This window comes from Commensalibacter sp. M0133 (assembly GCF_016101485.1).
Classification (GTDB): domain Bacteria; phylum Pseudomonadota; class Alphaproteobacteria; order Acetobacterales; family Acetobacteraceae; genus Commensalibacter; species Commensalibacter melissae.
Genome location: NZ_JACFQI010000003.1, coordinates 21,620 through 34,929 on the forward strand (window position 1 = coordinate 21,620; position 13,310 = coordinate 34,929).

The 13,310-nt window shown below is 38.5% G+C and carries 14 protein-coding genes; 10 read left to right on the top strand and 4 right to left on the bottom strand.

The window, feature by feature from the left end; translation table 11 throughout:
- Nucleotides 1-91: 91 nt before the first annotated feature.
- From argS to serS, 7 genes are all read left to right on the top strand, one after another.
- Nucleotides 92-1,897 (top strand): arginine--tRNA ligase, encoded by a 1,806-nt coding sequence (gene argS / locus H3T46_RS06615; protein WP_198198159.1) that lies wholly within the window; start codon nt 92-94, stop codon nt 1,895-1,897.
- Nucleotides 1,894-3,051, top strand: a complete 1,158-nt coding sequence (locus tag H3T46_RS06620) for an SPOR domain-containing protein (RefSeq protein ID WP_198198157.1) — start codon at nt 1,894-1,896, stop codon at nt 3,049-3,051. The genes argS and H3T46_RS06620 overlap by 4 nt, the downstream gene beginning before the upstream one ends.
- A 27-nt stretch (nt 3,052-3,078) precedes the next feature.
- The gene (locus H3T46_RS06625; RefSeq protein ID WP_231504047.1) at nt 3,079-3,936 is read left to right on the top strand and encodes a ScpA family protein; all 858 of its coding nucleotides are present in this window, start codon (nt 3,079-3,081) and stop codon (nt 3,934-3,936) included.
- On the top strand, nt 3,933-4,508 hold the full coding sequence (scpB, locus tag H3T46_RS06630) for an SMC-Scp complex subunit ScpB (protein ID WP_110439360.1): 576 nt from the start codon (nt 3,933-3,935) through the stop codon (nt 4,506-4,508). The genes H3T46_RS06625 and scpB overlap by 4 nt, the downstream gene beginning before the upstream one ends.
- A 69-nt stretch (nt 4,509-4,577) precedes the next feature.
- Nucleotides 4,578-5,120, top strand: coding sequence for a Sec-independent protein translocase protein TatB (tatB, locus tag H3T46_RS06635; RefSeq protein WP_198198155.1), 543 nt, complete (start codon nt 4,578-4,580; stop codon nt 5,118-5,120).
- Entirely contained in the window at nt 5,117-5,899 is a 783-nt protein-coding gene (gene tatC / locus H3T46_RS06640; protein ID WP_155564955.1) for a twin-arginine translocase subunit TatC, read from the top strand. Before tatB ends, tatC begins: the two co-directional genes overlap by 4 nt.
- A complete protein-coding gene (gene serS / locus H3T46_RS06645) occupies nt 5,899-7,179 on the top strand; it encodes a serine--tRNA ligase (protein WP_110439363.1) in 1,281 nt (426 codons plus the stop codon). Before tatC ends, serS begins: the two co-directional genes overlap by 1 nt.
- Nucleotides 7,180-7,253: 74 nt before the next feature.
- Here the strand turns inward: serS and H3T46_RS06650 are convergent, their stop codons facing one another.
- Nucleotides 7,254-8,111 (bottom strand): ATP-binding protein, encoded by an 858-nt coding sequence (locus H3T46_RS06650; RefSeq protein WP_155564957.1) that lies wholly within the window; start codon nt 8,109-8,111, stop codon nt 7,254-7,256.
- Nucleotides 8,112-8,228: 117 nt separating this feature from the next.
- Here H3T46_RS06650 and yajC point away from each other — a divergent pair, with 117 nt between their 5' ends.
- Nucleotides 8,229-8,675, top strand: a complete 447-nt coding sequence (yajC, locus tag H3T46_RS06655) for a preprotein translocase subunit YajC (RefSeq protein WP_347401019.1) — start codon at nt 8,229-8,231, stop codon at nt 8,673-8,675.
- Between the two features lie 34 nt (nt 8,676-8,709).
- Here the strand turns inward: yajC and H3T46_RS06660 are convergent, their stop codons facing one another.
- Nucleotides 8,710-9,318, bottom strand: coding sequence for a superoxide dismutase (locus tag H3T46_RS06660; RefSeq protein WP_110439365.1), 609 nt, complete (start codon nt 9,316-9,318; stop codon nt 8,710-8,712).
- 155 nt (nt 9,319-9,473) lie between these two features.
- Between H3T46_RS06660 and H3T46_RS06665 the strand changes: the two genes are divergently transcribed.
- The gene (locus H3T46_RS06665) at nt 9,474-10,325 is read left to right on the top strand and encodes a squalene/phytoene synthase family protein (protein ID WP_255550362.1); all 852 of its coding nucleotides are present in this window, start codon (nt 9,474-9,476) and stop codon (nt 10,323-10,325) included.
- Nucleotides 10,326-10,417: 92 nt separating this feature from the next.
- Here H3T46_RS06665 and H3T46_RS06670 read toward each other — a convergent pair whose 3' ends face one another.
- Nucleotides 10,418-11,461 (bottom strand): SDR family oxidoreductase, encoded by a 1,044-nt coding sequence (locus tag H3T46_RS06670; protein WP_283949373.1) that lies wholly within the window; start codon nt 11,459-11,461, stop codon nt 10,418-10,420.
- Between the two features lie 284 nt (nt 11,462-11,745).
- Complete coding sequence (locus H3T46_RS06675; RefSeq protein ID WP_198198149.1) at nt 11,746-12,243, bottom strand: hypothetical protein; 498 nt, start codon at nt 12,241-12,243, stop codon at nt 11,746-11,748.
- A gap of 498 nt (nt 12,244-12,741) precedes the next feature.
- On the opposite strand from H3T46_RS06675, the gene H3T46_RS06680 reads away from it, so the two are divergent.
- Nucleotides 12,742-13,218, top strand: coding sequence for a hypothetical protein (locus tag H3T46_RS06680; RefSeq protein WP_122122980.1), 477 nt, complete (start codon nt 12,742-12,744; stop codon nt 13,216-13,218).
- Nucleotides 13,219-13,310 lie beyond the last annotated feature (92 nt).

The following is a 13,310-nucleotide window of genomic DNA, read 5'->3' on the forward strand; positions in this document are numbered from 1 at the left end:
AAGTCTTGTTTAGGGTATGGTCAATTTTATTTTCAGTATTGCTGAATAATTGGGTATGGATAAGGTGTTTATAAAGAAAGATAATTTTTGTATGGCTGAGCAGAATTTATATGTTTCCTTTTATCATTGTGTTATAAAGGCCTTGCGACAAATTTTACCTGATTTGTCAGAAGATTTGATAAAAAGAATTGAATTGACACCTACACGTGATGTTTCACATGGGGATATGGCGACGAATGCAGCCTTGATTACGGCAAAAATTGCCAAGCGTCGGCCACAGGAAATTGCCAAGGAATTGGCTGAACGCCTTCAATCTGTTTCTGGTATTGAAAAGGCTGAACCTGCTGGGCCGGGATTTGTGAATTTGAAATTGGCCCCTTCTGTTTTTCAAAATCTTGTTTCAACGATTTTGCAGATACAGGAAGCGTATGGAAACAGTCAGATTGGAAATAATATCAAAACCAACATTGAATATGTATCTGCCAATCCGACAGGGCCAATGCATGTAGGTCACTGTCGTGGCGCGGTCGTTGGGGATGTGTTGGCCAATTTGATGGCTAAGGCTGGTTTTGACGTTACCAAGGAATATTATATCAATGATGCGGGTAATCAGGTTGTTGCATTAACATGGGCAGCCTATTGGCGTTATGTTCAGGTTCTTGAAGGAGATTGTTCCCCGACTGATTTTGAAGAGCGTTACAAGGCGTACATGCCAACCGGTTTACAATACCAAGGAGATTATCTTATTCCAGTTGGACAGGATCTTGCTCGGCAATATGGTAAGACATTATTGAAGGGCATAGAACAAAAACCGTTTCCAGCATGGTTTGAAAAAGTTAAACAGTGCGTTTTGACTCATATGATGCATGATATCCGCCAAGATCTGAAAGCTTTAGGTGTTTTGCAGGAAGAATTCATCTCAGAACGTGCAATTCTTGAATCTGGTATAGCCGATCAGGCAATTCGGATATTGGAAAAAAAGGGACTGGTGTATACAGGTATACTGGAACCTCCCAAAGGGAAATTGCCAGATGACTGGGAGGCTCGTCCACAAACACTTTTTAAATCAACGGCTTATGGTGACGACGTGAATCGTCCCTTACGGAAATCTGATGGCAGTGCAACATATTTTGCTAATGATATAGGTTATCATTATGATAAAATAAAAAGAGGTTATCAGATTCTATTGGATGTATGGGGTGCAGATCACGGTGGGTATGTTTCTCGTATGAATGCGGCAGTAAAAGCTCTAAGTCCAGTGGATGTGTCAACTGATTTTGAAGTTATTTTATGTCAGATCGTTCGAGTTGTTCGTAATGGTGAGGTTGTAAGGATGTCCAAACGGGCAGGCACTTTTGTAACATTACGCGATCTGATCGATGAAGTTGGAAAAGACGCGGTGCGGTTTACCATGTTAACACGTAAATCTGATGCGCAAATGAATTTCGATCTTGAACAGGTTGTTGCTCAAACCCGTGACAATCCTGTTTTTTATGTTCAATATGCGCATGCAAGATGCCGTTCCGTTTTGCGTTCTGCTGAAGAGATTTTTGGTCAAGAGCGATTAACGGCCTCCGATCTGGCAAAAGCGGATCTGTCCAATATCAGAAATGAAGAGGAATTAGCGGTTATGCGGCGACTTGCACAATGGCCCCGTACAGTTGAAAGTGCTGCCTTGATGCGTGAACCACATCGTATTGCCTATTATTTGATGGAGCTTGCATCAGATTTTCATGCATTGTGGAATGCCGGACGGGATGATGCGACTTTACGCTTTATCCAAAAAGGTGATGTTCATGGCACGTTGGCCAGAATGGCGTTGATTGAAGCTATTGCAAGTGTAATTCGTTCTGCTATGCAGGTCTTGGGAATAGAACCAGTTGAGGAAATGAGATGATGGATCAAAATTCACCTGAACCCCCTAGAAAAAGATCATTTTTTGATGATGATTCCATGGAGGCCTCTCGTTCGGGTCAGGGTAGAGAGAATATGATACGTGGACAAGACCCGCGTATGAATCCTGCCCGTGAAGATGATGGACGATTGTCTCCACGTCAAAATCGTCCTGATCCAAATGGCAGGGAAAGAATGGCATCACGTTATCATGAAGAAGACGATGAAGAAGACGAATATGATGAGGATTATGATCGTCGCGGACAGCCACGTTTCGCATTTATGCAGAATTTATTTCATGGAGATTCCTCGACACGTCGATTAGCCTATGCCGCAGCGGGAATTGGCGGTATTTTATTGCTTTTCATTGGAGGGTGGATGATGTCTCATGCAGGACATCAGGGTATTCCCGTTTTTGAACCGCCTCAAATTGCTGCCAAGGAAAAACCTTTACCGGAAAACAACACGGAAACTATTGGTATGGATAAGGCTGAAGGTCAAATGGAAGCGAATGGAAAACCTGTTCTTGCGCCTGGACCTGAACAGGCTGACCCATCGGCATTAGCTGCACAATATGGAACAGGCAATTCAACAGCCTCTAATAATCAGACTCCCGCAGTGACCAATGTGAATGGCAATGTTATGGATAATGGAGTATCGTCTCCCAATAATGTACCTTTGGTTGCAGCTCCATCGACGGCAACGTCATCAATGGGTAATGACTTGCCAGAGAATAAAAACAATAGGCAGGCACAATCAAAGGAAGATGAGGGTAATGTCTCAGATGAACAATCGGATGAGGCGGAAAAATCTGTTGCGCCTGTTCCTTCAAAAAAACCTATTCGGCATCATCGTCAAGATAACGGTAAAAAAGTCCCTTCTGTAAAATTGGAAGAAAAACGCGTAGGAAATGGTCATTTTATTGTGCAGCTGGCTGCATTAGGGTCAAATGCTGCAGCACAAAAACAATGGCAGGTCATGCGCAAAAAAGCCCCAGAGTTATTGGGGCAATATTCTCCCACCATTCAAAAGGCTAATGTTAAGGGTAATACGATTTATCGAATAAGAATTAAGGGTTTTACCTCCAAGACTCAGGCAAATAGTTTTTGTAGCCAATTGAAAACGAAAAGTCTTTCTTGCACGTTGGCCAATTTTTAATCTGGTTTTCATAAATCTGGTATAATAATGCGGCAATCGGATCTTGTTCATGAGACGGAAATGGAAAATCATTCTTCTTCATGGAATGATGAGACTTTCATTGTTCGGCTTGATGGATTTGAAGGGCCGTTGGATATGTTGTTGCAATTGGCTAAAACCCAAAAAGTTGATTTAACTCAGATATCAATTTTGCCACTGGTTGAGCAATATCTACAAATTATTGAATCTGCAAAAAAAATAAGATTGGAGTTGGCAGCCGACTGGTTGGTTATGGCGAGTTGGTTGGCATGGTTGAAATCATGTCTGTTATTGCCGCAAAAAACTGATCATTTTGGCGATACTGAACAGGCGGTTGATTTACTTCAAGAACGTTTGCAAGGGCTGGAACAAATCAATAAAGCGGCATTGTGGATGCAGGAGCGACCTTTATTGGGGAGCGAGGTTTTTGCCAGGGGATATTATGAAGATCTTACTTCAGTGGATTCCTCTGGATTGATATTGGATAGTGCACGTTTTATTGACGCATATATTCGGATATTCCATCGTAAAAATAAAAAAAGGGAGTGGCGAATTCGATCGTTTCATTTTTGGACGGTCAAAGATGCTCTAAATCGTTTGAAACGTTTACTCAAATCTCATCATGTACCTGGATGGCATGCGTTGGATGCTTTTCTACCCTGTTGGGAGGCGGTTAATAAAAAGGATCAATCACCTGTCCAACAACAGCAACAATGGAAAGCTGCCTGGTGCGGAATGTTACTGGCCGGATTGGAACTGGCAAAGCTTGGTGAAATAAAGCTTGATCAGCAAGAGCAGTTTGGTCAAATTCGATTGCAATCACGAAATGAAAGTCAATCCTATCATAAAAATTTGGAAGCGGAATGAAAACGGACTTGGAAGATTTAAAAGGGTTGATCGAAGCATATATATTTTCGCAAACGGAACCTGTTTCAGAACAATCAATTGAATCTTTGCTGGAAAAAAATTCAATAAATTTAAATCCTGAAGGAAAGGCAACTGTTAGCATCCTTGACATTATTCATTCACTTCAAGAGGATTATGCGTATCGTGGCATTCGTTTATGTAAAGTTGCCGGTGGATGGCAATTTCGGACAGCTCAGGAATGGACGGCATATCTGGTAAAAATCATTGCCAGGCCAAAGCGTTTATCTCGTGCAACAATGGAAACCTTGGCCGTCGTTGCTTATCATCAGCCTTGCACTCGGACAGATATCGAAAAAATTCGAGGGGTCGGTTTAAGCCAAACTGTTTTGGAAACTTTATTGGAATATGGTCTTATCAAACCTTGTGGACATAAATCTGTACCAGGACGACCAACTTTATGGAAAACATCCAAAGAATTTTTAACTTATTTGGGGTTAAATGATTTAAATGATTTGCCAAAAAAAGAGGAGTTATTTGGAGATATTCCGTACCATTCTTTAAATGATGAATAAATAAGTGGTAATATCTTTGCTAAACAAATCATGATGCATATTATGGAAATAGAGGGGACAATATAAAGCATGTTTGATTTTTCTTGGGCAGAACTGATATTGATTGCGATTGTCAGCATGATATTTATAGGACCAAAAGATTTTCCAAAAATTGTCCTTTGGTTTGGTGACATAGTGAAAAAATGCAGGGGCATGGCACGTGAATTCCATAGTCAGGTGGATGAGATGGTTAAGGATCCAGACCTTAAGGAAGCCAAAGATCAGTTGATGAAATTACGTCGTATGAATATTAAAAGTGCAATATTGGATGTAATCGATCGAGATAGAACACTTCAGGAGAATTTGAATTCCCCCCTAAATCAAACATCTATTCAATCTCCGAAACCTTATGAAATTCCTTTTTCAAATAAAGAGCCTGAGATTATTCCCGAATATTCAGCATCAACCGATCATAAGGAACCTGATCTGGAAGCTTTGGCAAAAAAAGATCCAGCTCCAATTTTTTTTCCTCCTGCAATTGCGCAGCGTTTACAGGTTAAAAGATCGGCTCCACCTGTTCCAGCGATGATTCCACCACAAATTGTCAATTACAGGGAACAGGGATGGCCATGAATATTCCCGAAGAAGAGTTGATCAATGATAAATCAATGTCTCTGATGGAACATTTTATTGAGTTACGTCGTCGAATGATTGTCTGTCTGGCAACTTTTTTGATTGCTTTTGGGTTTTGTTATTACTATTCGGAACAAATCTATATGTTCTTGGCCCACCCCTTGGCGCAAGCCATGCGACAACAGGGAGAACAACCCCATCTTATTTATACGGCCTTATATGAGGCATTTTTCACTTATATCAAGTTGGCATTTTTCGGTGCAATTTTTTGTTCATTTCCTATGTTTGCCATTCAAGCATGGATATATATTGCCCCGGGATTATATCGAAATGAAAAAAGGATTTTTGCGCCTTTTTTGGTTGCAACACCGATTTTGTTTTTACTGGGTGCAGCGCTCGCTTATTTCTTTGTCTTTCCTTTTGCATGGAAATTCTTTTTATCATTTCAGGTTGGGGGGGATCATAATATGCATATTGAATTGCAAGCCAAGGTTTCCGAATATCTTTCGTTAGTTATGCGGTTAATCATGGCTTTTGGTATTGCATTTGAGCTTCCTGTCATGTTGACATTGATGGCAAAAATAGGTTTTGTGACTTCATTAAAGTTAAAGAAATTCAGAAGATATGCATATGTTATTGCTTTTGTAATTGCTGCAGTTCTTACACCTCCCGATGTAATTACACAAACTTCCTTGGCTATCCCTTTAATTATTTTATATGAGATTTCAATTTTATCTGCCCGAATGGTGGAACCCAAACCAGAAAAGGAATTATTATAATGCATGATTTTCGTGCTCTGCGTTCTGATCCTGTGGCTTTTGATAACGATTTGGCCCGTCGTGGATTATCCGCAGTTAGTCAGACATTATTATCGTATGATGAGGAACGGCGCTCATATTTGAATGAGCTGCATCAAAAACAAGCTGATCGAAATAATATTTCAAAACAAATTGGTCAGTTAAAACGGAATAAAGAAAACAGTTCCGTTTTGGAAGCGCAAGCCATAAGGTTGCGTCAGGAAATAGATTCATTGCAGACGCGTGCGGATAAATTGGATCAACAAATTTTTGAGGTTCTGGCAAGTTTGCCTAATCGTTTGGCTGTGGAGGTTCCGACGGGAAAAGATGAAACTGAAAATGTTGTTGTACATTATTGGGGAAAAATACGTGAATTTGGTTTTACTCCATTGCAGCATTTCGAGTTGGGCGAAAAATCAGGGTTGATGGATTTTAATGCAGCTACCAAGTTAGCGGGTGCACGGTTCAGCATTTTACGTGGAGCGTTGGCAAGACTTGATCGTGCCCTGGGACAATTTATGCTGGATTTTCATACAACTGAACATGATTACGAGGAATATGTCGTTCCATTACTAGTTAATGAACAGACCATGTTTAACACGGATAAATTGCCTAAATTCGGGGATCAGTCTTTTTGTACAAAAGATGATCGTTGGCTAATTCCAACAGCAGAGGTCCCTCTGACAGGAATACAGGCAGGTGAAATAATCAATTATGATCAATTACCTGTTCGCAGAACTGCTTTAACCGCCTGCTTCCGAAGTGAAGCAGGAGCTGCTGGTCGTGATACAAGGGGATTAATTCGACAGCACCAATTTTATAAGGTTGAAATGGTCAGTGTGACCGCACCTGAAGAAAGTGAAAAAGAGCATGAGCGGATGACCCGTTGTGCCGAAATGGTTCTTGAAAAATTGGAATTACCCTATCGTCGTGTCTTGTTATGTTCTGGTGATACTGGATTTGGGGCAGCAAAAACCTGGGATCTGGAAGTTTGGCTGCCAGGCCAACAAGCCTGGCGCGAAATTTCATCTTGTTCCAATACACGTGATTTTCAGGCGCGTCGCATGAATGCTCGCTATCGCCCACAACCTGAAGAGGGTAGAAAAACGCCTCCGGTATTTTTGCATACTTTAAATGGATCTGGTGTTGCAGTTGGACGGGCTTTGGTTGCTGTTATGGAAAACTATCAAAATGAGGATGGTTCAATATCTATTCCTGAAGTGCTTCGATCTTATATGGGTGGTATTGAAAAAATCGGATAATGAAATATAACAAAAGGGGATAAAATTCACCCCCTTTTGTTTGTGGACTGTCAAATTGTAAAAAGAAAAAAGTATTATCCACTGGATAATTTGGCCGTTAAATCCTCTATAAATTGCCAGGCAACACGGCCATTTCTGGCACCACGAGTAACTGACCATTCGTTGGCCTGTGCTATGAGATCCTCTTTTGAAATGGGTAATTTTCTTGCTTTTGCATATTCTGTTACAATCTGATCAAATAAATCTTTGGAACAATTATGAAATCCGATCCATAATCCAAAACGATCAGAAAGAGATACTTTTTCCTCAATGGCTTCAGAAGGATTAATGGCGGAAGAGGATTCGTTTTCAATCATATTCCTTGGCATTAGATGTCTACGATTGCTTGTGGCGTAAAATAACACATTTTCTGGGCGTCCGGCAATTCCACCGTCTAATACAGATTTGAGCGCTTTATAATCACGGTCTTCTGATTCAAAGGAAAGATCATCTGAAAAAATGATGAATTTGTAAGACAGAGGTTTCAATAACCGTAAAAGAATGGGCAGGGAGTAGATATCATCCCTGGGAATTTCAATAATTTTCAAAAGAGGGCAAATGGTTGATAGTTTGCTGTTTACTTCATGATAAACCGATTTGATCAATGAAGATTTTCCTGTTCCCCTTGCCCCCCATAAAAGAACGTTATTGGCGGGAAGATTTTTGGCAAAATGATATGTATTCAGAAAAAGTGTTTCTTTTTGGTTTTCGATACCTTGTAACAGATGAAAGTCGATAAAAGACATGTTCTGAATGGGTGTCAATTCATTATTCTGGGCGGACCAGATAAAACAGTTATGTTTATCAATATTTTCAATTTTTGGTTGAGGAGGGGCAAGTCTCTCTAGGGAAATCGCGATACGTTCCAGTAAGGGGATAAGGGATTGAGTCATCTTTTTTCCGGTTTTCATGATCTTGTAGTATGCGAGATACTTTATATAGTGTATGAAGGTGCCTATAATGATAGATGATCAATATACGTAATGTGAATAAGATAGGAAAGCAGTTTGATGATCAATTTTATGGATTTATTTATTACTCCTGCCTATGCACAAAGTGCAGGTGGTGGTGGAGGTGGTACTGCCACAATCATGAGTTTACTGCCTTTTATTGGAATATTTCTGGTATTTTATTTTATTGTTATTATGCCGCAGCAAAAAAAAGCCAAGCAAGTTCGTGAAAAAATGAAAGCATTGCGACGGGGTGATAAAATTGTAACCGCGGGTGGTATTGTTGGTAAAATTGTACGTAACCAGGAAGATTCAGATCAAATGGAAGTGGAAATTGCGTCAAATGTTCGAGTAATGGTTGTTCGTAGTACTGTTACGACTATTTTGGAAAGTAAGGCCCAAACAGAAAATACCCAATCCAAGATAAAAAACCAAGGTAAAAAAGAAGCCAAAGAAAATAAGGCTGTTACATTGGATAAAGCTCATGAAACGGTAAAAGCGGAATAAAAAACCGGCGAAATGCCGGTTTCCTTGATACAGTTTATTTTGCGTTTATTTGGGCTTCTGCAAAATCATAATTTGCGAGATTATTAAGGAAATTATCCACAAAATCAGGGCGGCGATTACGGAAATCAATATAATATGCATGTTCCCATACATCAATGGTTAATAGAGGTTTTCCCTGGCCCTCGGAAATCGGGTTTTTACCATTTGGTGTTTTGGTAACGATTAATTTATTGTCAGAAGTCAAAACCAGCCAAGCCCATCCCGAGCCAAATTGCGTGGTAGCGGCCTTTTTGAATTCAGCTTTGAAATTTTCAACTGAACCAAAATTTTTACGGATTAACTCTTCAAATGCAGGAGACATTGAACCACCATCAGGACTTAGGGAATTCCAGAATAAAGAATGGTTGTAATGTTGACCTGCATTATTCAAAACAGGTGTTAAGGATTCATCCTTTGCTGCCGTTACAATTAATTCTTCTAATGATTTTCCTTCAAGTGCAGGGTTTGCTTTGATAAGATCATTCAGGGTATTAACATATGCTTGATGATGCTTGTCATGGTGAAATTGCATGGTTTCTTCGCTCATTCCTGAACGAGCCAGAGCATTATAGGGAAAGGGAAGTTGTGGTAATTCAAAAGACATTTGGTTCCTCGATATATTGCAATAATTTTAAAAAATTATATAAGACCTTTTTGGTTCTTAATTCTCTTATATAGAGATTATGCGGAATTTTACAGAGATTAATTGATAAATTTTTTAGGCACATCTCCTTCATAAATTATATATATCTTTTGGAAATGATTAAAGAAAAATCTAAACCCCTTTCTTTTTGCGGCCAATATATAAGGAAGTCTGATCCAGATCACTTCTTTTGCGCGCTTTTTATGCCTTCTGATTTACGAGAACAATATTTTCGTTTATTGGCATTTTATACCGAGATTACTCGGGCCGTGACCCTATCCTCTTCATGGGATGTGGCAGGGCCAATGGCGGGTTATATCCGTTTGCAATGGTGGCGGGACTTGTTGGCAAACAAATCCGACCGGGATCATGAAATTGCGCCTTATATCAAGGATTCTCTGGATCGAAATTTGTTTTCTGCTGAAGATCTTTTAAAAATCATTTCCGCTCGCGAAGAAGAATTAGAGGGTATAAAAAATTGGAATCATTGGGATTCGATAATGGTGCGGTCTGTTGGACAAATTCAGCGGATTCTTGCAAATCTTTTTAAAATAAAAGAATTACCGTTGGTTGAAGCGGTGATTGCAGCGGGTATTGCCAGTGAAACCGTTCATATTTCAAAAAATTTACCGAATATATTTAGAAAAGGGCGTTGTCCTTTGCCAGCAGAGATAATTCATGATTTCTCGTTACAGCGGTCAGAAAACGGAATTAGCGTAACATCATCAGAACTTAATGCAATCCGTGATATTTTAATAGAAAAGGCATATTTTTATATGCGAAGAAGCGAGAAGGCTTGTTTGTTAGAGCGTCAATACAGATCCGTTATTTTACCTGTTATTTTGGCCAAACGGGATCTACACAGGTTTAAACAATGGGATCATTTGTCCCGGAAACGTGGAATTGGAGACAAGTTGTCCGTTTTAAAGGCAAATTATTCGGTTAAATTGAAAATAAGCAAGACTTAGAAAGGTGATTTTTTATAAAAAAGGTTCATTATAAAATTAATGAACCTTAAAAATAATGGATATTAGAGATTATAAAGCAGAAAATAATAAGATTATCCAGGTTGTCCTGTTCCTCCCACAATTCCCCAGCTTTGCCCTGTTACATAAGATGATTCAGTAGAGGCAAGTGTAACATACAAGGAAGCGATTTCTGCAGGTTGCCCAGGTCGTTTAAAAGGACTTTCACCACCAAAGTTGGGAATAGCTGATTGGGGTTGAGCCCCGCAAATTTGTAGGGGGGTCCAGAAAGGTCCTGGATCAACACAGTTGACACGTATTCCTTTGGGAAGAAGCTGTTTGGCCATTGATTTGGTAAAGTTGCTGATACCTGCTTTGGACATGCCATAATCCACCAGAATTTCTGGAGGCATATATGATACGAGTGAAGAGGTGGTGATGATGGAACTGCCAGGTGGCAAATGTGGAATGGCAGCTTTGGTGATCCAGAAAAGTGCATAAAGATTGGTTTTCATTGTCCAATCAAATTCTTCTGTTGTTATATCAGTCAGTTGTTCAGAATATTTTTGTCTTCCAGCCACATGGGCAAGAATATCTATTTGACCCAATTTGGCTATAGCATCTGCAACAAGTTTTTTACAGAAATCCTCATTCCGGATATCACCGGGTAATGCAACAGCCTTACGTCCGGCTTTTTGAATAAGATCAATGACCTCCTTTGCATCAGGTTCTTCTTGTGGTAGATAATTGATGGCAACATCCGCTCCTTCACGTGCAAAGGCTATAGCGGCAGCGCGTCCAATACCGGAATCACCTCCTGTAACTAGTGCGTGTCGTCCTTTTAAACGTCCGCTTCCCTGATATGTTTTTTCTCCGCAATCAGGAACAGGTTGCATCTTGGACTGTAAACCAGGCCAAGGTTGTGGCTGTTTAGAAAAGGGAGGCGTTGGGTATAGGGACATTGGGTTTTTTAGAGGAGGGATAGATTTATTTTCAACATGTTCAGGCATGGCATGAATACTCCTGTTTGTCGCTAAAGCGGCAGCTCCAACAGCAACACCGGTAAGGACTTGGCGACGAGAGTTGGTATGAAATACGGAAGAATTCGCATTATTCTCAGACTTTTCTTTTTCAGACATATTTATCACCTAAAGAAATTTGAGAAATATAAAATAATAAATTAATAATTAAATTTTATTACTTGGATAATTTTATTAATTATTATTTGCAAAATTATTTTATATTATATAACTTATTACAATTTCTATTCTATATTTTAAATATTTTAAATTCAATATATTTTAATTTATTACTTAATTATATAGAAAATAATGAAATGCTACGAGATATAGTTATTCTATGAATTTTAATGAAAAAAGATAACTGAAGAAAAGGGAGTTTCTCCAGTTATTAAATGTTATCTTTATTTGCTTAAAGATGCTGGTTTATTGAGTTGATCAGGCTGACTTTCAATTATATCTTTTATATGTTTCAGTTCCCGATATATATCGCTATTTTTGTTTTTGGCCTTTGTTTCTAATTCATTGAGTTTTTTATAAAGGTCACTGTTCTTATCATTAACTTGTGTTTTAAGATATTCAATTTCTTCATTTAAATCTTTCTTTTTATCATGTGTATAGGTTTTAAGTTGTTCCAGATTTTTGTGTAAATTGCTATTTTTGTCTTGGATTTGCTTTTCCAGCTTATCTAGATCTTTATCGAAATCTTGGTTTTTTTCATGAGCGTAGGATTTTAGAAAATCAAATTTTTGATGCATCATGTTATCTCCCGTTGGGGAGTGATTAATGGTCGTTTTTGATTCGTCTGTGACTTGGGTAGTTTCAGCCAAGGCTGGACAGGATAAAAGTAATCCCAGAAAAGCGCTATAGGACAGTAAAAGTCTTTTTTTTATAATCCTCATAATTACCATACCCATTTTGATATAAGTTTATATTTTAATAATATTAATCCCGGTTGTGATGTTTTGGGTCAATCTTACCTAATAAAATGATCATTTTTAATTATATATCTTACCGGAATTATGATCAACCTTACCCAATAAATTGACAATACTTATCATATACCTTATCGAAATCAGAATTAAAGCCACCTATCGTGTTATAATCATTATCGTAAACCTAGCTGTCACTTGCATTGGCATAGGAAAAAGATAAATGGTTTAAAAAAATTACTGAAATAAAAATTTAGCTAATTTATAAATGAATGTTGGATTTCCAAAATTTTTTAGGCTTAAATAAAATATTAAATGTTATTAATTGTTATTTGAATATAATTGTTAAGAAAAGTTTTTTTGTCCGATTACTCGGATGCAAACCATAAAAAGATATTCAAAAAACATTCACCATTTGTCTAAAAAAATATTATAATCTAGGCGATTATTAAGGGATATGAGCGAATTATGAAAAAATACCAACTTTTCTTATTCATGATTGGGATAAGTCTATATGATTCATCAAGTCATTCAATTTATGCCAAGCCTTCTGTGACAACTAAGGAAACCCCGAATGAAGAATGGAATATCCATCAATCGGAGAATAAGTATAATACTGATACTGGCATTTTTCCATCCTATCATAAAAAAAGAGGTTTATACCCTTCCAAACATCAGATGCATAATCCGCTACGTAAAAAAGGTTGGCATACTCATCCAGATCCCTATATTGAGGAGGGGGGTGTCTATACCAATTCTGAACATCCTGCCTTGACAGATGATCAATCGACTATGCGTGAATATACAAGTGGAACACCTAATCATTATGTTTCACCCCCGTCTATTTTGTTAGGGTTAAAACATTCACGCCAGTCTCAGCAAAAGGTCAGGATCACTGACCCGTCAAATGGGTATGCACCACCCATTTCATTACCCCCTTCATAAAAAGAGCCTCTTTAGTTTTGAGGAACAATTAAAGCGTGTTCTTTGATTTTAAACTAATTCATGATACATAGAAAAATTTGATTTGCCGAGTT